At 63.8% G+C, this 22561-nt stretch carries 23 protein-coding genes; 12 read left to right on the forward strand and 11 right to left on the reverse strand.

The features are described 5' to 3' along the window. Positions 1–2: 2 nt before the first annotated feature. Both dnaG and rpoD read left to right on the forward strand, forming a co-directional pair. Positions 3–1892, forward strand: coding sequence for a DNA primase (gene dnaG / locus DKM43_RS07590; protein WP_109797811.1), 1890 nt, complete (start codon positions 3–5; stop codon positions 1890–1892). A gap of 64 nt (positions 1893–1956) precedes the next feature. Beyond that, complete coding sequence (rpoD, locus tag DKM43_RS07595) at positions 1957–3960, forward strand: RNA polymerase sigma factor RpoD (protein ID WP_109797812.1); 2004 nt, start codon at positions 1957–1959, stop codon at positions 3958–3960. 58 nt (positions 3961–4018) lie between these two features. Here the strand turns inward: rpoD and DKM43_RS07600 are convergent, their stop codons facing one another. Next, positions 4019–4474: a DUF3237 domain-containing protein gene (locus tag DKM43_RS07600; protein WP_109797813.1), complete on the reverse strand. Its 456-nt coding sequence runs from the start codon at positions 4472–4474 to the stop codon at positions 4019–4021. A gap of 31 nt (positions 4475–4505) precedes the next feature. Further along, positions 4506–5798, reverse strand: coding sequence for a flavin-dependent oxidoreductase (locus tag DKM43_RS07605; RefSeq protein WP_109797814.1), 1293 nt, complete (start codon positions 5796–5798; stop codon positions 4506–4508). Positions 5799–6076: 278 nt separating this feature from the next. Between DKM43_RS07605 and rpiB the strand changes: the two genes are divergently transcribed. From rpiB to rpsD, 6 genes are all read left to right on the forward strand, one after another. Next, positions 6077–6514: a ribose 5-phosphate isomerase B gene (gene rpiB, locus DKM43_RS07610; RefSeq protein WP_109797815.1), complete on the forward strand. Its 438-nt coding sequence runs from the start codon at positions 6077–6079 to the stop codon at positions 6512–6514. A 14-nt stretch (positions 6515–6528) separates the two neighbouring features. Continuing rightward, on the forward strand, positions 6529–7839 hold the full coding sequence (gene glyA, locus DKM43_RS07615) for a serine hydroxymethyltransferase (protein WP_109797816.1): 1311 nt from the start codon (positions 6529–6531) through the stop codon (positions 7837–7839). 4 nt (positions 7840–7843) lie between these two features. Continuing rightward, positions 7844–8050 carry a hypothetical protein gene (locus DKM43_RS07620; protein WP_109797817.1) on the forward strand — a complete coding sequence of 69 codons (207 nt, stop codon included), beginning with the start codon at positions 7844–7846 and terminating at the stop codon, positions 8048–8050. A 4-nt stretch (positions 8051–8054) separates the two neighbouring features. Further along, positions 8055–8516 carry a transcriptional regulator NrdR gene (nrdR, locus tag DKM43_RS07625; RefSeq protein WP_109797818.1) on the forward strand — a complete coding sequence of 154 codons (462 nt, stop codon included), beginning with the start codon at positions 8055–8057 and terminating at the stop codon, positions 8514–8516. After that, the gene (locus DKM43_RS07630; RefSeq protein WP_201739802.1) at positions 8516–9268 is read left to right on the forward strand and encodes an RNA methyltransferase; all 753 of its coding nucleotides are present in this window, start codon (positions 8516–8518) and stop codon (positions 9266–9268) included. The genes nrdR and DKM43_RS07630 overlap by 1 nt, the downstream gene beginning before the upstream one ends. A gap of 170 nt (positions 9269–9438) precedes the next feature. Beyond that, complete coding sequence (gene rpsD / locus DKM43_RS07635) at positions 9439–10050, forward strand: 30S ribosomal protein S4 (protein WP_109798072.1); 612 nt, start codon at positions 9439–9441, stop codon at positions 10048–10050. Between the two features lie 93 nt (positions 10051–10143). Here the strand turns inward: rpsD and tgt are convergent, their stop codons facing one another. Continuing rightward, positions 10144–11271, reverse strand: coding sequence for a tRNA guanosine(34) transglycosylase Tgt (gene tgt / locus DKM43_RS07640; protein WP_109797819.1), 1128 nt, complete (start codon positions 11269–11271; stop codon positions 10144–10146). Positions 11272–11334: 63 nt separating this feature from the next. Between tgt and DKM43_RS07645 the strand changes: the two genes are divergently transcribed. Then, the gene (locus DKM43_RS07645) at positions 11335–12102 is read left to right on the forward strand and encodes a TSUP family transporter (protein WP_109797820.1); all 768 of its coding nucleotides are present in this window, start codon (positions 11335–11337) and stop codon (positions 12100–12102) included. Between the two features lie 15 nt (positions 12103–12117). Here DKM43_RS07645 and DKM43_RS07650 read toward each other — a convergent pair whose 3' ends face one another. The 6 genes from DKM43_RS07650 to DKM43_RS07675 all read right to left on the reverse strand — a co-directional run bounded on the left by DKM43_RS07650 (position 12118) and on the right by DKM43_RS07675 (position 16915). After that, on the reverse strand, positions 12118–13308 hold the full coding sequence (locus DKM43_RS07650) for a cytochrome P450 (protein ID WP_109797821.1): 1191 nt from the start codon (positions 13306–13308) through the stop codon (positions 12118–12120). 62 nt (positions 13309–13370) lie between these two features. Continuing rightward, positions 13371–14417 carry a tRNA preQ1(34) S-adenosylmethionine ribosyltransferase-isomerase QueA gene (gene queA, locus DKM43_RS07655; protein ID WP_109797822.1) on the reverse strand — a complete coding sequence of 349 codons (1047 nt, stop codon included), beginning with the start codon at positions 14415–14417 and terminating at the stop codon, positions 13371–13373. A 41-nt stretch (positions 14418–14458) separates the two neighbouring features. Continuing rightward, positions 14459–15133: a peptidylprolyl isomerase gene (locus tag DKM43_RS07660; RefSeq protein WP_109797823.1), complete on the reverse strand. Its 675-nt coding sequence runs from the start codon at positions 15131–15133 to the stop codon at positions 14459–14461. Between the two features lie 107 nt (positions 15134–15240). Next, complete coding sequence (coaD, locus tag DKM43_RS07665) at positions 15241–15753, reverse strand: pantetheine-phosphate adenylyltransferase (protein WP_109797824.1); 513 nt, start codon at positions 15751–15753, stop codon at positions 15241–15243. Further along, positions 15753–16649 (reverse strand): polyprenyl synthetase family protein, encoded by an 897-nt coding sequence (locus tag DKM43_RS07670; protein ID WP_109797825.1) that lies wholly within the window; start codon positions 16647–16649, stop codon positions 15753–15755. The genes coaD and DKM43_RS07670 overlap by 1 nt, the downstream gene beginning before the upstream one ends. A gap of 14 nt (positions 16650–16663) precedes the next feature. After that, on the reverse strand, positions 16664–16915 hold the full coding sequence (locus DKM43_RS07675; RefSeq protein WP_109797826.1) for an exodeoxyribonuclease VII small subunit: 252 nt from the start codon (positions 16913–16915) through the stop codon (positions 16664–16666). A 72-nt stretch (positions 16916–16987) separates the two neighbouring features. On the opposite strand from DKM43_RS07675, the gene DKM43_RS07680 reads away from it, so the two are divergent. Then, positions 16988–17386, forward strand: a complete 399-nt coding sequence (locus DKM43_RS07680) for a DUF2177 family protein (protein ID WP_109797827.1) — start codon at positions 16988–16990, stop codon at positions 17384–17386. A gap of 39 nt (positions 17387–17425) precedes the next feature. Continuing rightward, on the forward strand, positions 17426–19585 hold the full coding sequence (purL, locus tag DKM43_RS07685; RefSeq protein ID WP_109797828.1) for a phosphoribosylformylglycinamidine synthase subunit PurL: 2160 nt from the start codon (positions 17426–17428) through the stop codon (positions 19583–19585). A 101-nt stretch (positions 19586–19686) separates the two neighbouring features. Here the strand turns inward: purL and DKM43_RS07690 are convergent, their stop codons facing one another. Together DKM43_RS07690 and serB are read right to left on the reverse strand one after the other, a co-directional pair. After that, complete coding sequence (locus tag DKM43_RS07690; protein ID WP_236632440.1) at positions 19687–20445, reverse strand: Coq4 family protein; 759 nt, start codon at positions 20443–20445, stop codon at positions 19687–19689. A gap of 132 nt (positions 20446–20577) precedes the next feature. Continuing rightward, positions 20578–21462 carry a phosphoserine phosphatase SerB gene (gene serB / locus DKM43_RS07695; protein WP_109797830.1) on the reverse strand — a complete coding sequence of 295 codons (885 nt, stop codon included), beginning with the start codon at positions 21460–21462 and terminating at the stop codon, positions 20578–20580. Between serB and miaA the strand changes: the two genes are divergently transcribed. Then, the gene (miaA, locus tag DKM43_RS07700) at positions 21455–22444 is read left to right on the forward strand and encodes a tRNA (adenosine(37)-N6)-dimethylallyltransferase MiaA (protein ID WP_109798073.1); all 990 of its coding nucleotides are present in this window, start codon (positions 21455–21457) and stop codon (positions 22442–22444) included. The two genes, serB and miaA, sit on opposite strands and share 8 nt — an antisense overlap. Positions 22445–22561 lie beyond the last annotated feature (117 nt).

The raw sequence follows: 22561 nt of genomic DNA on the forward strand, positions 1-22561 counted from the left end.
AAATGACTCTTTCCCCGCAATGGCTCGATGAACTGCGCGCCCGCGTCTCGCTTTCGGGACTGATCGGGCGCTCGGTCCGCGTGACCAAGGCGGGACGAGAGTTCAAGGCGTGCTGTCCGTTCCACAACGAAAAGACGCCCAGCTTCACCATCAACGACGAGAAGGGCTTCTACCACTGCTTCGGCTGCGGCGCGCACGGCGATGCGATCCGCTGGATGACCGACCATCAGGGCCTGCCCTTCATGGAAGCGGTCAAGGAACTGGCGGCGCAGGCCGGAATGGAGGTGCCCGCCCCCGATCCGCGCGCCGCGAAGAAGGCCGAGCAGCAAAAGTCGCTGCATGACGTCATGGCGGCAGCGCAGGATTTCTTCGTGCGCAGTCTTGCAGGCGAAAGCGGCGAACAGGCCCGGCGCTATCTCGCCTCGCGCGGCTTTCCCGCAAGCGTGGTGCGCGACTTCGGCTTCGGCTTTGCGCCCGACAGCCGCACCGCACTGAAAGAGGCGCTGTCCGCCTTCCCTGACGAGATGCTGATCGAGGCGGGCCTCAGGATCGTGGTGGAAGGCCCCGATGGTCAGAAGAAGGAGCCTTACGACCGGTTCCGGGGCCGCCTCATGCTGCCCATCCTCGATCCGCGCGGGCGCGTGATCGCTTTTGGCGGACGCATTCTTAGCGCCGAAAAGACGGATGCGCCAAAGTATCTGAACTCGCCCGATACGCCTTTGTTCGACAAGGGACGCACGGTTTACAACCTGCACCGCGCGGGGCCTGCATCGCGCCATTCGGGCCGCGTGGTGGTGGTCGAAGGCTATATGGACGTGGTGGCCCTTGCGGCAGCGGGGATCGGCGAGGCGGTCGCGCCGCTCGGCACGGCACTCACCGAACATCAGATCGAGCGGCTGTGGCGGCTGGTGGAAACCCCGACGCTCTGCTTTGATGGCGATGCGGCGGGCCAGCGCGCCGCGATGCGGGCGATTGCCCGTGCCCTTCCTCTGCTGCGCCCCGGCCACTCCCTGCGCATCGTCACCCTGCCCGCGGGCATGGACCCCGATGACGTGGTGAAAAGGCAGGGCGCGGCCGCCATGGAGGAACTGCTGGCGGGCGCGCGCAGCCTTGTCGATGTGCTCTGGGAGGCAGAGCGCGACGCCGCGCCGCTTGTCACCCCGGAGGACAAGGCAGGACTGAAGGCGCGCCTGCTGGCACATTGCGAGACGATCCAGCATCCCGACATCAAGGCGCTCTATCGCCGCGAACTGACTGAACGGTTTGGCGAACTTGCCTATGGCCGCAAGGAACGCGCAGCCTTTGCTCCCCGGCAGAATGGCCCGCGCGGCGGCTTGGGCGCCCGCGCACAGCCGTGGAAGCCCGCGCCTGCGCCGCTGCTGGCCGATGAGGACCGCGCAAAGATGCTGCGCGTAGGCACCGGGCCGAGCCAGAACCTTCTGACAGCCGTTCTGGCAGGGCTGATCCGCCACCCACGGGAAATTGCGCGCCACGCCGATGCCCTTGCGCGGATCAAGCCTGATGATCCGGCGCGCTGCGCGCTGATCGACGCGCTGCTTGTGCAGGCGGAAGCCGGCGGCCCGCTTGAAAGCGACACTCTTGCCACCATATTGCAGCAGCGGGGGCTGCGGCTTCCTTCGGCGCAGGATTACGCCGGAATGCGATTCGGTTTTCTGACCGGCAATACCGATTCGGCAGCGGAAGAACTTGCCGAAGCGGTGGCCCTGCTGGTCGAGCTTCCGGCGGTCGAGGCAGCGCTCGAACAGGCTACGAAGCGGCTGGAAACCGAGCTTTCCGACGAAACTTTCGCTGAACAGCAAAGATTGTTGCAGCGAAGGCTGGCATTGCTTGCCCGTTTGGGGCAGATGGGCCGTGCTCGTGCTGCGTTATAATTATAGCGACAGGCGCACGCCGGGCCAGCCAGGCCCGGCTTACAGATGGTGGTACCGGGGTTAGATGGCTTCGAACGACAAGACCGAAAGCGGCGATGCACCGCTGATCGACCTTAACGACGCTTCGGTGAAGAAACTGATTGCCCGCGCCAAACGTCGCGGCATCATCACCTACGACGAACTGAACGAGGCCCTGCCCCAGGATCAGATGTCTTCCGAACAGATCGAGGACATCATGGCCGCGATCTCGGAGATGGGCGTCAATATCGTCGAAAGCGACGAAGACGCAATCGACCCTGAGGAAAAGGCGCAGGACGACGAACTCGACGAGGTGGAAACCGTCGAGGACCGCCCAGATGTCATCAAGCGCAAGGAAACCGTCGAACGCACCGATGACCCGGTGCGCATGTATCTGCGCGAAATGGGCGCGGTCGAACTGCTCAGCCGCGAAGGCGAAATCGCCATCGCCAAGCGGATCGAGGCCGGGCGCGACACCATGATCATGGGCCTGTGCGAAAGCCCGATCACCTTCCACGCCATCATCCAGTGGTCCGACGCGCTGAACGCGGGCGAAATGCAGCTACGCGAGATTCTCGATCTCGACGCCATGCTTTCCAAGGAGCCGCAGCCGGAAAACCTTTCCGAGGACGGTGACGACGCCGAGCCGGAGATCAGCGAAGCGACCGCAGGACCGACCTTCAAGGAAGAAGAGGACGTCGAGGAGGAAGAATCCGCCGACGACGAGGACGACGAACTGCGCGAGCGCCGGGCACGTCCGGCCGAGGAAGAGGAAGAGGATAACACCCTCAGCCTCGCCCAGATGGAAGCGCAGCTCAAGCCTGCCGCGCTTGAGCGTTTTGCCGAGATCACCTCGCTGTTCCGCCAGTTCGAGAAGATTCAGGCCGAACGCCTTGAATCGCTTGGCCTTGGCATCGATTTTCCGCCTGCCAAGGAAGCACAATACCAGAAGCTGCGCGAAGACCTTACAGCGCAGGTGGAATCGGTGCAGTTCCACGCATCGAAGATCGAATACCTTGTCGACAATCTCTATGCTTTCAACCGCCGCCTGACCACGCTTGGCGGGCAGATGCTGCGGCTGGCCGAACGGCACAAGGTACCGCGCAAGGACTTCCTCGACATGTATGTCGGGCGCGAGCTTGACGATGGCTGGCTGCAAAGCCTTGCCAGCCGCGACAAGCGCTGGGCCGCCTTTGCCGCCAACGAGGCCTCTGCGGTCGAACGCATCCGCGCCGAGATTGCCGATATTGCGGCGGCCACCGGCATGTCGCTTCCGGAGTTCCGCCGCATCGTCAACATGGTCCAGAAGGGCGAGCGCGAGGCGCGCATCGCCAAGAAGGAAATGGTCGAGGCGAACCTGCGTCTGGTGATCTCGATCGCCAAGAAATACACCAATCGCGGCTTGCAGTTCCTCGACCTCATCCAGGAAGGCAACATCGGCCTGATGAAAGCGGTCGACAAGTTCGAGTATCGCCGGGGCTACAAGTTCTCGACTTACGCCACATGGTGGATCCGGCAGGCGATCACGCGCTCGATCGCGGATCAGGCGCGCACGATCCGCATCCCGGTCCACATGATCGAGACGATCAACAAGCTTGTCCGCACCAGCCGCCAGTTCCTGCACGAACAGGGCCGCGAACCGACGCCGGAAGAAATGGCCGAACGCCTTTCGATGCCGCTCGAAAAGGTGCGCAAGGTGATGAAGATCGCCAAGGAGCCGATCTCGCTCGAAACGCCGATCGGCGACGAGGAAGATAGCCATCTGGGCGATTTCATCGAAGACAAGAACGCGATCATCCCCGTGGATGCGGCCATTCAGGCGAACCTGAAGGAAACCGTCACCCGCGTGCTGGCCAGCCTCACCCCGCGCGAGGAGCGCGTGCTGCGCATGCGCTTCGGTATCGGCATGAACACCGATCACACGCTGGAGGAAGTGGGGCAGCAGTTCTCGGTCACGCGCGAACGCATTCGCCAGATCGAGGCCAAGGCGCTCAGGAAACTGAAGCATCCCAGCCGCAGCCGGAAGATGCGCTCGTTCCTCGACCAGTAAGCGGCCGCAGGCAACGATCAAAGGGGCGGCGGACCGGGTGTTCGCCGCCCTTTTTGCGTCAGTCGACCCGATAGACGCTGAGGCGCACCGTGTTCCCGACCTTGCCGCCCGTGGCGAGGAACAGTTCGCGGTTCACCCATTCCCAGGAAGCATGTCCGCTTTCCAGACGGATGGCAGTGCGCATATAGTATTCGGAAGGGTCGACCTGCTCTCCGGCGGCAATGCGGGCATGAACCGCCGCCGAGGCATGGCGGATGCCCCGGCTGACCACTTCGATCACTGCGCCGTCGGCTGTCTCCACCGCATAGCGCGCATCAAGATCGGCGATCCCGCCTTTCAGAACCGTCTGCCAATCGGCCCCGACCGGCAGGATGCGCCCGTTGAGGAGCGGACCGCGCGCGGTGCCCCCCACGATGGGAATGATCCGGCGCACGCCCTTGGGCGATTCGCCCATTTCATGCGGTGGTGAAAGCTCGACGACGAAATCGCTCGCATGGGTCAGCGCAATGCCCATCAACCTCTCCCCCAACCGTCTTCAGCGCACGTCACGCCGGAACCCGCGCCACTTTCGCACCGGCTGGAATGGTGCGCGGCGCTGCGTTCAGGCGGTCTTTGGCAAAACCTGCTGCCTGCTGATAGGCCAGCATGAAGGCGCTGCGCTCGTGCGCCGGAATGACGTCGTCGATATTGTCGAACTGCCCGCCGCAGCGCTCGTCAACCATGTTGAGCAGACCGAACGGCCCCGCGCCGCGATTGCGCATTGCCACCTGCCCGATAGGTTCGCAGAACGCCGCATCGAACGCGGCAAGCGCGGCGGGCGTCACGCCCTGTTCCAGCATGATCCGCCCCATCTGGCGTGCATCCATGATCGCCTGCGACGCGCCGTTCGATCCGGTCGGATACATCGGATGCGCGGCATCGCCGATCAGGCAGACGGGGCCATCGACCCATGTCGGCAGGGGATCACGATCAATCATCGGGTTTTCATAGGCGACTTCGGACTTTGCAAGCAGCGTGGGAAGATCCAGCCAGTCATAGACAAAGCCATCAAACTCGTGCGCGAACTCGGCCAGTTCGACCGGGCGGAACCAGCCGGACTTGGTCCAGTCATGGTCGGTGTCGTAAGTCTGTTCGGCAATCCAGTTGATGTCGGCAAGGCCATCGGCATCGGGGTGCGAGATCGGATAGAGCACCACCCGGTGACGGCTGGTGCCAAGCCCGACAAAGGATGAGCCGGTCCGGATCGGAACGCCCCGCGCCGTGCCGCGCCACATGATCGTGCCGCCCCAGTGGATTGGCGGCTGGTCGGGATGCATCTGCGCGCGCACCGCGGAATGAATGCCGTCCGCCCCGAACAGCAGCGTGCCCGGCACTTCGTGGCGCGCGCCTTGCGCGTCTTCGACCAGCGCTGTCACCCCGCCGCTGCCGTCCTTGCGGTAGCCGGTGATCTTCTCGCCGAGGCGCACCGCCTGCGGTCCCATCCGCTCGATCACGTTGCGATAGAGCAGCATGTGGAACGCGCCCCGGTGCACGGCATACTGGTGCCAGTTGTATCCTGCCAGCTTGCCCCGTGGTTCGGCATAGATCTCGCGCCCGTTCAGGCCCACCAGCGCCCATTCGCGCGCCGGAATGCCCACGGCATCCATTTCGGCCTCGCCAATGCCAAGGTCTTCAAGTTCGCGCACGGCGTTGGGCTGGAGATTGATGCCAACGCCCAGCGGCTTCAACTCGCGCACGCTTTCGAACACGGTGGCTGCCACACCGATTTCGTGAAGCGTAAGCGCGAGCGCAAGCCCGGCAATGCCGCCTCCGGCAATCAGCACCTGTTCCTGCGGCATGGCATGTCTTTCCGTCGATCGGGGCGCCTCGCCGGCGCGTCCCGTAGTTTCGCCCCGCGCCTCTACCGGCACTGCCTGCGCAACGCAATTGCGCCAAGACATGCCTTGCCTGAACACTTCGCGAAGTCGGCGCTTTGCCCGATCAGGCCCAGGCGCACGCCGGACAAGCCCGTTGGGGCAGATTTCCCTTGGCGATTTGCGGTGGCTTGTTCCGCGCTGAAGGCTTATGGGCGCACGGACGAATCCGGCCTTCGTGCCACGATATGAAACGGACCCCAATGCGCATCGCCATCGCTTCCGATCACGCCGCTGTCGATCTCAAGGCGGAACTGCGCGAATACCTGATCGGGCTTGGCCACGAGGTTGCCGATCTCGGACCGGAAACCGCCGACCGCGTGGACTACCCCGATTTCGGCTACAAGCTGGCCTCGGTCGTGGCCGAAGGCATTGCGCAGTTCGGCGTGGCACTGTGCGGATCGGGGATCGGCATTTCCATTGCGGTGAATCGCAACCCCGCCTGCCGCTGCGCACTGGTCGGCGAACCGCTTTCAGCAGCCCTCGCGCGCGAACACAACGATGCCAATGTCATTGCCATGGGCGCGCGGCTTACCGGCACGGACATGGCCAAGGCGTGTCTCGATGCCTTTCTTTCCACCGAGTTCGGCGGCGGACGCCATGCTGGCCGTGTCGAAAAGCTTTCCAACCCCGCAATCTGAAGGAGCCCAGACCGATGACCACCGCAACCATGGCGCCGGAAATCCGTAAAGCCGGCTTCTTCACCGAGCACCTTGAAACGGCGGACGCGGAAGTTTTCGCCGCGATCAAGGGCGAACTGCACCGCCAGCAGACCAAGATCGAACTGATCGCATCGGAAAACATCACCAGCCGCGCAGTGCTGGAAGCGACCGGATCGGTCTTCACCAACAAGTATGCCGAAGGTTATCCGGGCAAGCGCTATTATGGCGGCTGCGAATATGCCGATATCGTCGAAAATCTGGCGATCGAGCGGGCAAAGAAGCTGTTCGGCTGCAATTTCGCCAACGTCCAGCCCAATTCGGGCAGCCAGATGAACCAGGCGGTGTTCCTTGCACTGCTTCAGCCCGGCGACAGCTTCATGGGGCTTGATCTCAACTCCGGCGGGCATCTCACCCACGGCAGCCCCGTGAACATGAGCGGCAAGTGGTTCAACGTGATCCCCTATGGCGTGCGCCCGGACGATCACCTGATCGACATGGACGAAGTTGCCCGCCTTGCCCGCGAGCACAAGCCCAAGCTCATCATCGCAGGCGGCACCGCCTATTCGCGCACGTGGGACTGGGCCGCTTTCCGCGCCATCGCCGACGAGATCGGCGCATGGCTGCTGGTGGACATGTCGCACATTTCCGGCCTTGTGGCTGGCGGCGCACATCCCTCGCCTTTCCCGCACGCGCACGTTGTAACCAGCACCACGCACAAGTCCCTGCGTGGTCCGCGTTCGGGGATTATCCTGACGAACGACGAGGAACTGGCCAAGAAGTTCAACACCGCCGTGTTCCCCGGAATGCAGGGCGGCCCGCTCGTCCATGTGATCGCAGCCAAGGCCGTGGCCTTCGGTGAGGCACTTCGCCCTGAGTTCAAGGCCTATGCGCATCAGATCGTGAGCAATGCCAAGGCCCTTGCCGAAAGCATTGCCGATGCGGGCCTTGGCATCGTTTCGGGCGGAACCGACAACCACCTCATGCTGGTTGACCTCACCGCCAAGGATGTGACCGGCAAGGCCGCCGAGAAGGGCCTCGACCGGGCATGGCTCACCTGCAACAAGAACGGCGTTCCCTTCGACAAGCGCTCGCCCTTCGTTACATCCGGTATCCGGCTGGGCACGCCCGCGGGCACCACGCGCGGCTTCCGCGAGGAGGAGTTCCGCACCATCGGCAAGCTGATTGTCGAGGTGGTGGACGGTCTTGCCCGCAATGGCGATGAAGGCGATGGTCAGGTGGAACAGCGCGTGCGCGACCGTGTGGCCGAACTGTGCGCAAAGTTCCCCATCTATCCGGAGTTGTGATGCGATGAACGACAGGGATGATCTGGCTACCCGCGCGAAAGACGAAATCGCAGGAATGGCTAAGCAGGGCCTTGCCCACCCCTCGACCCGCCCTGTGCTGACGGGTGCGGCCATCGGCGCGGTGGCGGGGGCCGTGCTGCCCGTGGTCACGATCCCTGTCGGCGTCATTGCAGGTGCGGGCTACATGCTGTGGAAGCGGATCAGCCGGTAAGCCGATGCGTTGCCCGTTCTGCGCCCATGACAACAGCCAGGTAAAGGACAGTCGGCCAAGCGAGGACAATACCTCGATCCGCCGCAGGCGCCAGTGCGAAGGCTGCGGCGCGCGCTTCACCACGTTCGAACGCGTGCAACTGCGCGAAGTCGTGGTCGTAAAGAGCGGAGAACGCCGCGAACCCTTCGACCGGGCCAAGATCGAGCAGTCAGTGGCGCTGGCGTGCCGCAAGCGGCCCGTCGCGCAGGAGCGGCTCGACCAGCTTGTTTCGGGCATCCAGCGCCAGATCGAGACAATGGGCGATGCCGAAGTGCCATCAAAGGTCATTGGCGAGATGGTGATGGAAGGGCTGCGCCAGCTTGATAGCGTGGCCTACATCCGTTTCGCCAGCGTCTATCGCGATTTCACCGAAGCGCGCGACTTCGAGGAGTTCGCCAGCAGCGTCCGCGAGGTCGGAAACCAGTGATGGCGCAGGCAGAAGACAAGCGCCAGCCCGTGATCGTGCTGGTGCGCCCCCAGCTTGGCGAAAACATCGGCAAGGCCGCGCGCGCCATGCTGAACTTCGGCCTGACGGACATGCGCCTTGTTGCCCCGCGCGATGGCTGGCCCAATCCGGCGGCCGGGCCTGCCGCCGCGGGCGCCGATCTCGTGCTGGAACGCGCCAGCGTGCACGAAACGCTGGCCGAAGCGGTGGCCGATTGCAGCCACGTCTATGCCACCACCGTGCGCAAGCGCGGCGTGACCAAGCCGGTGCTGACGCCGGAACAGGCGGCCAAGGACGTGATCGCCGCACCGGGGCGCAGCGCCATCATCTTCGGACCCGAACGATCCGGACTGGAAACCGATGACGTGGCGCTCGCGCGGGCCATCATCACCGTGCCGATCAACCCGGAGTTCGGATCGCTCAATCTGGCGCAGGCGGTGATCCTGTGCGCCTATGAATGGTCCAAGCATGTCGATCTCGTGCAGCCCACGGCCGAAGACCTGCTGCCCCCTGCTCCGCAGGAAGAGTTTGAAGGCATGTTCGAACAACTGGTCGCCATGCTGGAGCCGCGCGGCTATTTCGAGCCTGAGGCACGCGCGGTAGCTACCCGGCGAACGCTGCGCACCATGCTGACGAAGCCCGGCTGGAACCATCTGGAACTGCGCACCTTCCGCGGCGTGCTGAGCACACTGCGGCGGCGGCCCGGTTCCAGACCGGGCGATCCGCGCGATTAGACACCCCGCCTCTTGACATCAGCGGCTTTGTCTGTTCAAGGCCGCGCTTCGCAATTGGCCCTGCACTCCCGGTGAAGCGGCGGCCGCATTCAGCAGCAGGCTGAATGGTGCGGTTCCGGGACTTGAAGCATCGGCGCGTTGCCGGTGCATGGCAGATTGAAAGGCAGCGCATGTCCAAGCGCAAGGCATCAAAGTACAAAATTGACCGCCGTCTTGGCGAGAACATCTGGGGTCGTCCGAAGTCGTCGGTCAACCGCCGTTCCTATGGCCCCGGCCAGCACGGCCAGCGCCGCAAGAGCAAGGTCTCGGACTTCGGGATCCAGCTCCGCGCCAAGCAGAAGCTCAAGGGCTACTACGGCGACGTGACCGAAAAGCAGTTCAAGCGCACCTATCAGGAAGCGTCGCGCATGAAGGGCGATACCGGTCAGAACCTGATCGGCCTTCTGGAACAGCGTCTCGACATGGTCGTCTATCGGGCCAAGTTCGCACCGACGATCTTCTCGGCCCGCCAGATCGTTTCGCACGGCCACATCTATGTGAACGGCGTGAAGTGCAATATCGCCTCGCGCCGCGTTCGCCCCGGCGACGTGATCAGCCTTGGCAAGAAGGCCAAGGAAATGGCGCTTGTCGCCGAAGCGCAGGCCCTGCCTGAGCGTGAGATCCCCGACTACGTTGCCGCCGACGGCGACAAGGTCACCTTCACGCGCGTGCCCTCGCTCGACGAAGTGCCCTATCCGGTGAAGATGGAACCCAATCTGGTCGTCGAGTTCTACTCGCGCTGATCGGTTTTCCCGCACGCGGGAGCAAACAGGAAAGGCGGGTGCGCAAGCCCCGCCTTTTTTGTTGTCCGGCAGAAAGGGGCAGATGCCTCTGGTTCAGCGCCCGGCGCAATAATCGCGCCGGAAATCGGCGGCAAAGGCGGCAAAGCGGCCTTCGGCAATGGCTGCGCGCATACCGGCCATCAACTGCTGGTAGAACCACAGGTTATGTTCGGTCAGCAGCATGGCGCCGAGCATTTCGCCCGCCTTGTGCAGGTGATGCAGATAGGCCCGGCTGTATTTCCGGCAGGTGGGGCAAGGGCAGCGTTCATCGAGCGGCCCGGTATCTTCGGCATGACGGGCATTGCGCAGGTTGAGCGGACCGTTCCAGGTAAATGCCTGCCCGTTTCGGCCTGACCGTGTGGGCAGAACGCAATCGAACATGTCCACCCCGCGCTCCACCGCGCCGACCAGATCATCGGGTTTGCCCACGCCCATGAGGTAGCGCGGCCGGTCAGCAGGCAGTTGCTGGGGCGCAAAGTCGAGCGTGGCAAACATGGCCTCCTGCCCTTCGCCCACGGCAAGGCCGCCAATGGCATAGCCATCGAAACCGATCTCGATCAGCGCATCGGCACTGGCCTTGCGCAAGCCTTCGTCCAGCGCGCCCTGCTGGATGCCGAACAGGGCAGCGCGGCTTGCGTGTTCCTCGCCTGCATCGAAGGCTTCGCGGCTGCGCCGTGCCCAGCGCATCGACATTTCCATTGATCTTGCAATGACAGCGCGCGGCAGGTCGGCGCGCGGGCATTCGTCAAAGCACATCACGATGTCCGAGCCGAGAAGGCGCTGAATCTCCATCGAACGTTCCGGGCTGAGCAGATGGCGCGATCCGTCGAGATGGCTGGCGAAAGTCACGCCTTCCTCGGTGATCTTGCGAAGCTCCGAAAGGCTCATCACCTGATAGCCGCCGCTGTCGGTCAGGATGGGGCGGTCCCAGCCGCCGAACTTGTGCAGCCCTCCCAGCCGCGCGACACGCTCGGCTCCGGGGCGCAACATCAGATGATAGGTATTGCCCAGAATGATGTCGGCCCCGGACGCTCGGACGTCCTCCATTTTCATCGCCTTGACCGTGGCCGCCGTGCCGACCGGCATGAAAGCCGGCGTGCGGATTTCACCGCGCATCATGCGGATGGTGCCGGTGCGGGCCTTGCCGTCGGTAGCGTGGATGTCGAATGCGAAACGGGTCATGGGAAGCGGGATCCGGCAAAAAAGAGTGTTGCGGCCCTTAGGCGCAATCGCCAAGGGGCGCAAATGCTTGACCCGGTAACGCTCGACCTCTGGTTCTATCCCGCGCTGACGCTGGTGGCGGTGCTGACGGGTTTCATCGATGCCGTAGCCGGTGGCGGCGGACTGGTGATGATGCCGGTGCTGCTGTCGACCCCCCTGCCCCCGCACGTCGTGCTGGGCACCAACAAGGTGCAATCGATGTGCGGCACGGCCATGGCCACCTGGCGCTATCACCGCGCCGGGCTGTTCAGCTTCCGTGCTAGTGCGCCTGCGGCTGCGGTAGTGTTCTGCGGGGCCTTTGCCGGATCACTGGCAATCCAGCGGCTGAGCGCGGATGTGCTCAAGCTGGTGGTTCCGGTCCTCCTGATCGCGGTGGCGCTCTACACCGTGCTTTCGCGCAGCATGACCGACGAGGACCGCCACGCCCGGCTTACCGAGCGCGGTTATCTGCCGGTCGGCGCAGGCGTGGGGTTTTACGACGGCTTCTTCGGCCCCGGTGCAGGGCAGTTCTTCGCCACAACGCTGGTGGGCCTGCGCGGGCTGGGCCTGACGCGGGCGACGGGACTGACGAAGTATCTCAACGTCACCAGCAACATTGCCAGCGTTATCGTCTTCAGTCTGGGCGGTCAGGCGATGTGGCTGCTTGGCCTGTGCATGGGCGCAGGCGCAATGACCGGCGCGTGGATCGGCTCGCACTTTGCCACGCGCTTCGGCGCAAGGCTCATTCGTCCCTTCCTCGTCGTCGTCAGCATCGGATTGACCGTGCGACTGGTCTGGGGCTGGTTTTCCTGAGCGGCAGGCCCCCAGCTAGGCGGGCCAGACCAGCGGCAGCGAGGTGCAAGCCCCGACATTGCCGCCTTTCATCTTGACCGGACGATCGGGCGCAAGACTGAACTCAGGCATGCCGCCAAGCCATTCGCGCAGGAACACGATCACTTCCATGCGCGCCAGCCCAGCCCCGACACAGCGATGCGCGCCGGTGCCCATGGTGGTGTGGCGAATGGGCGTCAGCCCCCGGTCAAACCGCACTTCCTCCGGCGCATCGAAGCTGCGCGGATCGAGATTGTGCAGCACACTTGGCAGATAGACGAGATCGCCCTTGCGGATGACCGTGCCATCGATCTCCACATCGTCCACCGCATTGCGGCTGACGGCAACCGTCGGATAGCGGCGCATCAGTTCGTCCGCCGCATCCGGGATAAGTTCCGGTCGTTCGCGCAGAAGGCGCTGATCTTCCGGATGACGCGCAAGATGCAGCGCGACCATGCCGATCATCGCCGCGACGGTATCCAGCCCGCCAAACAGCAGATTGCGGCACATGCGCCGCGCCTCGTCCACGGTCCACGGCCTTCCATCGACAGGTTCGGACAGGATGCGGCTGAACAGATCATCCCCCGGCTCAGCCATGCGCTTCTCGATGAAGGGCCAGAGGTAATCATCGGCTGCCTGTTTCAGTCCTTCCACGGTGATCGAACCATCAGGACGGGTCAGTTGCACCCCAAGCTGGCGCAGGCGCGGCCGGTCCTCCAGCGGCACATCGATCAGCGTCAGGAAGATGTTGAGCGGCAGGACTTCGGCAAAATCCGCCACGAAGTCGCACTCTCCGCGCGGACGCAGCGCTTCCATCAGTTCGCACGCCACGGCCTCGACCTTGGGTTCCAGCGCCACGACGAAACGCGAGGCCAGCCCTTTCATTACGGGGGTGCGAAACGCCTTGTGTTCGGCGCCATCCTGCTGGAGCGGGATGAACTGCATGACTTCGCCAAGCCCCGGCGTGACGGCAAGGCACTGGTTCGAAAGGCGTTCGGCATCGCCCCAAAGCTCCCGCACCACATCGCCGCGCGCGGCAATCCAGTGCCCGCCGTTGGCCGTAGTCCACACCAGCCCCGGCCCGTCTAGCAGGCGCTTCCATGCCGCAAAGTAATCCTGCTCGACGCCCGGAGGATTGAAAATATCGAAGTCCACCACCCTGTCGGCCGGAACATGTGCCGGAATCATTGCGCTCTCCCGTTGTCGTTGGCGGGAAAGCTAACGTGCCGCAGATTGGGGCAAACTGCGCTTTATGGCAGGAGCAGGCTCGAATCTCCGTAGGAATAGAAGCGGTAGCCCTGCGCAATGGCATGGGCATAGGCGGCCTGCATCCGGTCAAGCCCCATCAGCGCCGAAACCAGCATGAACAGCGTGGACTTGGGCAGGTGGAAGTTTGTCATCAGGCCGTCGATGGCGCGGAATGTGTAGCCGGGCGTGATGAAGATCGAGGTATCGCCTTCGAACGGACGGATCACCCGGTCCTCGCCGGCCGCACTTTCCAGCAGACGCAGCGATGTGGTGCCCACAGCGATTACCCGGTGCCCGGCGGCGCGGGCGGCATTGAGCCTGTCGGCACTGGCCGCATCAAGCGTTCCCCACTCCGCATGCATCTGGTGGTCCTGCGTGTCATCGGCCTTGACCGGCAGGAACGTGCCCGCTCCCACATGAAGGGTCAGCGTTTCAGTGCAAATGCCGCGCGCGGCAATCGCCTCCATCAGGCGCGGGGTAAAGTGCAGCGCCGCCGTGGGCGCGGCAACCGCGCCGTCCTTGGCGGCAAACATCGTCTGATAATCCTCGCGGTCCTGCGCATCGGTGGGGCGCTTGCCCGCGATATAGGGCGGCAGCGGCATCTGTCCGGCACGCTCCAGCAGCACTTCGACCGGCTCCTCGCCGGGAAAGAACAGCGTCCAGCTGCCATCCCCAAGGCGGCTCTCGGCGAAGGCATTCACGCCTGCGCCAAAGCGGATCTCATCGCCTTCGCGCAGCCGCTTTGCATTGCGCACGAACGCCTGCCAGCGCCGCAGATCGATGCGCTTGTGCAGCGTGGCGCCGATCCGTGCCCCTTCCCCGCCATTCGCGCCGGGCCGTTCGCCCTCAAGCTGCGCCGGGATCACCCGCGTATCGTTGAACACCAGCACATCGCCGGGATTGAGCAGCGAAGGCAGATCAAGCACCGTCAGATCGCGGAAAGGCCCTTCGGGCCCCACGCCCAGCAGCCGCGCCGAATCGCGCGGACGCGCCGGGCGCAGCGCGATGTTTTCCTGAGGCAGTTCGAAATCGAAAAGATCAACACGCATGGCGCGCCCCTAGCCGGAAACGGCGCGCGGTGCGACTCCCGTCAGTTTGACGAAGAATTGCTGAGCATGTCGGCGGTAATCGTCCGCGTCGGGCGTTGCGCCTCGATGGCAGGAACGGGCTTGTTGTCGGCCGCGATGGATGCCTGCACGATCTTGGTCGGGTTCGCGGGCGGCTCGCCGCGCGCAATCGCATCGACATATTCCATCCCTGCGATGACGCGGCCGAAGTTGGTGTATTTGTGATCGAGCGCGAAGCGCGGATAGAACACGATGAAGAACTGGCTGTTGGCGGTGTTCGGCTCGTTGGTGCGCGCCATCGAGACCGTTCCGCGCAGGTGCGGCACCGAATTGAACTCGGCCACAAGGTCGGGAAGTTCGGATCCGCCCTGCCCGGTGCCGGTCGGGTCGCCCGTCTGCGCCATGAAGCCTTCGATCACGCGGTGGAAAATGATGCCGTTGTAGAAGCCCCGGCGGGCCAGAAGCTTGATGCGCTCGACATGGGCAGGCGCCCATTCCGGCATGAGCCGGATGGCCACGCGACCGCCATTGGACAGATCGAGGTAGAGGATGTTCTCGCGGTCAACTGACTGATCGGCATTGACCGCATAGTTCACGATCTTTGGGGCGGCGGCGCCGTCCTTCGTGTCCTGCGCGGCTGCGGGGGAAGCGATCAGGGCAGCGCCAAGCGCAAGTGCGGTAAGAAAGCGCGAAACCATGAGAACACCCAACTTCCGAAAATCCGTCCAGCGCCGATAGTGCCCCAGCGCTGTCGCTGCAATGAACGATTGCGATCTGTTGCCGCACCTGCACGCCCGCGGGCCGGTCAATAATCTCCGAGCCGTCCGAGTTCTTCAACGCGGGCGATCACTTCGGCCCGCACCGTGGGGGTCACGAAATCGGCAATCTCGCCGCCGAACAGCGCGATTTCCTTGACCAGCTTGGAGGCAATGGGTTGCAGGCTGACATCGGCCATCAGAAACACCGTCTCGATCTCGGCATCCAGCTTCTGGTTCATGCCTGCCATCTGGTATTCATACTCGAAATCGGCCACGGCGCGCAGGCCGCGCACGATCACGCTGGCCCCCTGCGCCCGCGCGAACTTCATCAGCAGCGCATTGAAGCCAACCACCTCAACGTTGTCGATTCCCTGCTCAGCCACTTCGCGGCTGACCATGGCCATCCGCTCATGCGGCGTGAACATCGGGTTTTTCGACGGGTTGGTCGTCACCCCGATGATGAGCTTGTCGACCAGCTTGGCGCCGCGCCGGATAATGTCGAGATGCCCGCGGGTGATCGGATCGAACGTGCCCGGATAGACGCCGATGCGCTGCGCCATCAGTGATTCCTCTCGACGATGAAGCGCGCCAGTTCGCGCAGCAGATCGGCCTCGGGGCCATAACTGGAAAGATGCTGTATTGCCTGATCGACAAGGAGCCGCGCCTGTTCGCGCGCGCGATCGGCGCCAAGCAGCGACAGGAAGGTTTCCTTGCCCTGACGCTCGTCCTTGCGCAGCGCCTTGCCGGCCGCTGCCTCGTCGCCTTCGGCATCGAGCAGATCGTCGGCAATCTGGAAGGCAAGGCCGATGTCGCGGGCATAGCCGCGCAGGTGCGTTCGTCCTTCCGGCGGCACGCGGCCAAGGATCGCCCCCATTTCGACCGACGCCGAAAGCAGTGCTCCGGTCTTCAGCTGCTGGAGCCGCGTCACGGTAGGCAGGTCGAAGCTGGAGGTTTCGGCCACGATGTCCATCATCTGTCCGCCGCACATGCCGTTCATGCCGCTGGCTGTGGCGAGCGTGCGGATCAGTTCGATGCGGGTAAAGGGATCGCCGCTGGTTGCCGGATCGGACAGCACCTCGAACGCAAAATCATGGAGCGCATCGCCCGCCAGCACTGCCGCCGCCTCGTCGAAAGCAAGATGAACCGTCGGCTTGCCATGGCGCAGGGCATCGTTGTCCATGCAGGGAAGATCGTCGTGAATCAGCGAATAGACGTGGATCGCCTCGATCGCGGTGCCCACCCGCACCGCCGCCTCGCGCGCAACGCCGAACATGCCCGCTGTCGCACAGACCAGAAGCGGGCGCACCCGCTTGCCCCCGCCGATCGTGGCATAGCGCATCGCCTCGACCAGCCGGTCGCGCGGGTCGCCCGGAACCGGAAGCAGGAGGTCGAAGCTCTTGTCGATATCCTCGGCAATGGCCTTGAGCGCAGGTTTGAGCTGACCGGTTTCAGCCATGCGGATGCTCCCGCTCAACCCTGGGCTTCGTCGAAGGGGCGCAAGGACTGCGCCTTCCCTTCGCGGTCGGCCACAATGGCCTCGATTCGCACCTGTGCCGCATCGAGCCGGGCCTGACAGTGCGCCCGCAGGGCATCGCCGCGCGCATAGAGATCGATCGATTCATCCAGCGGTGCATCGCCGCTTTCAAGACGTCTGACGACGTTTTCCAGTTCCTTGAGCGCTTCCTCGAAGCTGAGCGCGGCAATGTCTGTTCCGGTTCCCATTGGGGAAGCATTGACGGCGGCTTGGGGTATGGTCAAGCATCCATGCGCAACTTGCCGGGGGACCAATCGGGTATGCAATACATCATCGCCTATGTCGCGGCCGCCGTGGTCTTTGGCGCGCTCGATGCCGTGTGGCTCGGCTGGGCCGGATCAAGGCTCTATCGCCCGGCGCTGGGCGATCTGCTCGCACCGCAGTTCCGGCTGGCACCGGCCATGGTTTTTTACGTGCTCTACCTGGCGGGGATGATCTGGTTCGCGGTGCGTCCCGGCCTTGCGCAGGGGATCGGCGCGGCGGCGCTGAACGGCGCGATTCTCGGCGCGCTGTGCTACATGACCTATGATCTCACCAGTCAGGCCGTGCTTGCGCGCTGGCCCGTTCACGTGACCGTGATCGACGTAATCTGGGGAACCTTTGCCACGATGGTGGCGGCATCGGTGGCCACGTGGGCCGCGCTCAAGTTCGCGGGTTAGGACTAGCCTAGGGCGCGCGGCAGCGCTAAGGCGCGGCGCATGTCCGAGATCACCGCAGATGTCGTCGCCGCCCACGGGCTGTCCGAGGAAGAATATGCCCGCGTGCTTCACGCACTGGGACGCGAGCCGAACCTTGTCGAGCTTGGCATCTTCTCGGTCATGTGGTCTGAGCACTGCTCCTACAAGTCGAGCCGCATCCACCTGAAGAAGTTGCCGACGCAGGCCCCATGGGTGATCTGCGGCCCCGGCGAGAATGCCGGCGTGATCGACATCGAGGATGGTCAGGCTGCCATCTTCAAGATGGAAAGCCACAACCACCCTTCCTACATCGAACCTTATCAGGGTGCCGCCACCGGCGTTGGCGGCATCCTGCGCGACGTGTTCACCATGGGTGCGCGGCCTGTGGCGAACATGAACGCGCTGCGCTTCGGGCGTCCCGATCATCCCAGGATGAAGCATCTCGTGCAGGGCGTGGTCGCGGGCATCGGCGGCTATGGCAATTGCGTGGGCGTGCCTACGGTGGGCGGGGAAACCAATTTTCACCCGGCCTATGACGGCAACATCCTTGTCAATGCCATGACCGTGGGCGTCGCCGATCAGGACAAGATCTTCTATTCCGCCGCCACGGGTCTCGGCAATCCGATCGTCTATGTCGGCTCGAAGACCGGGCGCGACGGCATTCACGGCGCAACCATGGCTTCGGCCGATTTCGACGAGAAGTCGGAAGAAAAGCGCCCCACTGTGCAGGTGGGCGATCCCTTCACCGAAAAGCTGCTGATCGAGGCCTGCCTTGAACTGATGGCGACCGATGCGATCGTTGCCATTCAGGACATGGGCGCTGCGGGCCTTACCTCTTCCTCGGTGGAAATGGCCAGCAAGGGCGGCGCGGGCATCCGCCTCGACATGAACAAGGTGCCCTGCCGCGAAGAGGGCATGACCCCTTACGAGATGATGCTCTCGGAAAGCCAGGAGCGTATGCTCATGGTGCTCAAGCCCGGCAAGGAAGCCATGGCCGAAGCCATTTTCCGCAAGTGGGAGCTGGACTTTGCGGTGATCGGCGAAGTGACCGACACCGGCCACATGGTGCTGGAATGGAACGGCGAAGTCGTCTGCGACATCCCGCTGGGTCCGCTTGCCGATGATGCGCCGCTCTATGACCGGCCAGCCCTTTCGCTGGCCGATTACAAGGCGTGGGCGAATGTCGCGCCGCTTGGTGCGGTGCCCGAAAGTTCCGACCTTGGCGCCGATCTGGTGAAGCTCATGGGCTGCGCCGATCTGGCCAACCGGCGCTGGATCTTCGAACAGTATGATTCGCAGGTCGGAGCGGACACGCTCCAGAAATCGGGCGGCGATGCGGCGGTGGTGCGCGTCCACGGCACGCACAAGGCGCTGGCGATCAGCACCGATTGCACCCCGCGCTATTGCTACGCCGATCCCTATGAGGGCGGAAAGCAGGCCGTCGCCGAAACCTGGCGCAATATCTGCGCGGTTGGCGCAAGGCCGCTGGCAATCACCAACTGCCTGAACTTCGCCAACCCGCAGCGCCCTGAAATCATGGCGCAGATCGTTGAGGCGCTGCGCGGCATGGGCGATGCCTGCCGCGCGCTCGATTATCCGATCGTTTCGGGCAACGTCTCGCTCTACAACGAATCGAAGGCCACAGGCGGTGGATCGGCCATCCTGCCCACGCCTGCCATCGGTGGTGTCGGCCTGATGCGCGATCATACGATCATGGCCACGTTCCCGTTCAAGTCCGAAGGTGACGTGATCTGGCTGGTTGGCCCGGAAGGCAGCCACCTTGGCCAGTCGCTCTACCTGCGCGAGATTCACGGCCGCGAGGCAGGCGATGCACCTTCGGTTGATCTGGCGCTTGAACGCGGAAACGGCGAGAGGGTGCGCGAATGGATCGCGGCGGGAAGGCTGACCGCCGTTCACGACATTTCGGATGGCGGCCTGCTCGTCGCGCTGGCCGAAATGGCGCTGGCCGGAAACCTTGGCTGCGTGCTGGAGGTATCTCTGTCGACCGCCGCAGCCTTTGGCGAAGACCAGTCGCGCTATGTCGTCACCACGAAGGCCGGGGATGTGCTGGAAGGCGCCACGCGCCTTGGCACGGTGGGCGGCACCACAGTGGCTGGCGCAAAACTGCAAGACCTGCGTGAAGCCAACGAAGCCTTCTTCCGCGACTGGATGGAAGCCTGATCCTGCGCTCACTGATCCGGTGAAGTCCGGTCGGGCTTTGCCCGATCCAGTCATGACTGCCCCCCGCGCCCTTCAAGGGAACCGCGGCGTGCGCGTCCGGTTCAGGCCGCAGCGTTCTTTGCCTGGGCGTTTTTGCCCAACAGATCGTAGGGATCGATCCCCATGCTGCGCCAGATCGCATGGCATTGCTGGTAATACACGGCAGGCGTGATGTTCAGTCGCTGGCGCACGTCTTCGATCGGCAGCGGAAGAAGTTCGCTGATCGACTGTTCGCACAGGCGCGGGCACGCCTTGCCCAGCTTCTGGCCCTCGCGCACCGCGCGCAGCACCGGAGCGCTGCGCCGGGTGTTGCGGTTGATGTTCATGCCCGCAAGATAACCGATGAACAGGTGCGCGGGCGCAGGCTGCTGGCTGTAGGTGAAGGCCAGAACACAGGCTTCGCCCAGCGCATCACGGCCATACCCGGTCAGCACGTGCAGCATGTCGTGCACATCACGCATCCGGTTGAGATACCAGTTGAACTGGTCGTCGAACCGCTCACGCTTGCTGGCAAAGCGTTCAAACTCGTCCACCAGCCCTTGCGCCGAAAGCCCTTCGCTTTCCATGAAGTCGCAATAGGCGTGGGCAAGCGATCCCTTCGGCGTACGGCGCAGCGTGGCATGATCGTCGAGAATGCCCGGAAGCCAAGGTTCCTTGCGGCGCAGGGCCTGTCCACGCTCTGTCCGCAGGAAGCGTTCCGCACGCTCGCGCAAGTCGCGGCCCGGCAGCGCCTCGAAGATGTTGAACACCTCTTCGGTGTTCTCCTTGTCCTTCAGCAGCAGCCGGAAATGATGCCACGCCTTGAGCGGACGCATCCGCATTTTTGGACGTCGTTCATCGAAAATCGGCAGGTCAGCGCCAAGGCCGGCGCTTTTCGAGCCTGACATGACGTTCACGGCGTTTCTCCCGGCAGCATTCTCCTGCTCAATACTAACAGGAGTGTAAATACTCCGTCAATCCGCAACCCACTGGTCGCGCGGCACGCCCAGCAGTGAAAGTATGGCCGTAAGGTCGCCCCGGTCGACCCAGCCATCGGCTGCGGCGCGTGCCTTGGGCTTGGCGCGATAGGCAATGCCGAAACTGGCCGCCTCGATCATGGGGATGTCGTTCGCCCCGTCTCCGGTGGCAAGGCTGAGTGCCCCCTCGCCCGCGCGCGCGGCTTCTTCCAGCAGAACCTGCTTCTTGACCGTGCTGTCCACGATCGCGCCAAGCAGCCCGCCCGTCAGCACGCCCTTATCGATCGCCAGTTGATTGCCTACCACGCGATCGAAACCCAGCATCCCGGCGACGGGATCGGCGAACGAATGGAAACCGCCCGTCACCAGAACGGTGCGGCAGCCCTGCGCCTTCAGCGTGGATACCAGCGTGCGCGCGCCGGGCATCGGGCGGATGCGTTCATCAAGGCACTGCCGGATCGCTGTTTCGGGCAAGTCCTTGAGCAGGCCGACCCGTTCGCGCAGCGCCGAAACGAAATCGAGTTCACCCTGCATCGCGCGTTCGGTAATGGCGGCGATATGCTCTTTCAGACCGGCGAAATCGGCCAGTTCGTCGATGCATTCCTGCCCGATCATGGTCGAATCCATGTCGGACACGAAGACCTGCGGCACTGTTATGGTGCCTTCAGCCAGCAGCAGGTCGCTTTCGGGAAAGCACTGGTCGAGGATCTGGCGGATGCCCGCCGGATTTCCTTCGACCACTTCAAGCTCCAGCACGTCCTCGCAGGTATCGAGCATTCCCGCGCCCGCCACTTCCCAGTCGCGCGCTTCGATCATTTCCATCGCCAGCGAGAGATTGTCTCCAAGTGTCTCCGGGTCTGCTATCAGGCGCGCGATGATCAACTCGGTTTCCTTCCCTTGCTGTAATGAAAACGGCGTCGAAGACGGCGAAGGCGCCGTCAAGCCTCCGCTCGCGCTCATTGCAGGACCGACCGCCAGCGGCAAGAGCGATCTGGCCGTAAGGATTGCGCACCGCATCATGGCAAGGGGCCAAGAGGCGGTCATCATCAATGCTGACAGCGCGCAGGTCTATGCCGATCTTCAGGTATTGAGTGCAAGGCCATCCGAAGCGGAGATGCAGGGCGTGCCGCACCTGTTGTTCGGCACATGGGACGGCGCCACCGCATGTTCGGCTGCCGACTGGGCCGATGCAGCGCGGCGCGAGATCGCGGTGGCCCATGCGCGCGGTGCCCTGCCCATTCTGGTTGGCGGCACCGGGCTTTACATCCGCACGCTGCTCGACGGCATTGCCCCCGTTCCCGACATCGTTCCCGCCGTGCGCGCTGCGGTGCGCGCCATGCCGCTGGCGGAAGCCTATGACGCCCTCCGGCATGAAGATCCCCAGCGCGCCGCCCGTCTCGCCCCGGCCGATGCCCAGCGCATCACCCGCGCGCTAGAAGTGGTGCGTTCCACCGGCAAACCCCTTGCCCACTGGCAAAAGCAGATCAGCGGCGGCATCGGCGGGGCCGTGCGGCTGATGCCGCTGGTTCTGATGCCGGAACGAAGCTGGCTTTATCAGCGTTGCGATCGGCGCTTTGCATTGATGTGGCAGGACGGAGCGATTGCCGAAGTGGAACGCCTGCTGGCGCGAAGCCTGCCCGAATCACTGCCCGTCATGCGCGCCATCGGGGTGCCGGAAATCGCCGCTTTCCTGCGCGGCGAATGCTCGCAAGCCGAAGCCGTCACGCTCGGCCAGCAGGCAACGCGCAATTATGCCAAGCGGCAATATACCTGGCTGCGCAACCAGAGCGACCGGCGCTGGCCGCGCGCAGAGTTCGAAAATTGCATTGACACTGACGATGCTGTAAGTTTATTGCGTATTTAACTGCTTGACACCACATTTTATGTCAAGTAGCAGGCCGTCAACTGCTTGATCCTTGTCCGCATCGATCAAGTGCCCGGTAGGGAGAGATGGCCCGGCGCAGTTCCTGCTGCAGCCGGG

The organism is Novosphingobium meiothermophilum (assembly GCF_003171715.1).
Classification (GTDB): domain Bacteria; phylum Pseudomonadota; class Alphaproteobacteria; order Sphingomonadales; family Sphingomonadaceae; genus Novosphingobium; species Novosphingobium meiothermophilum.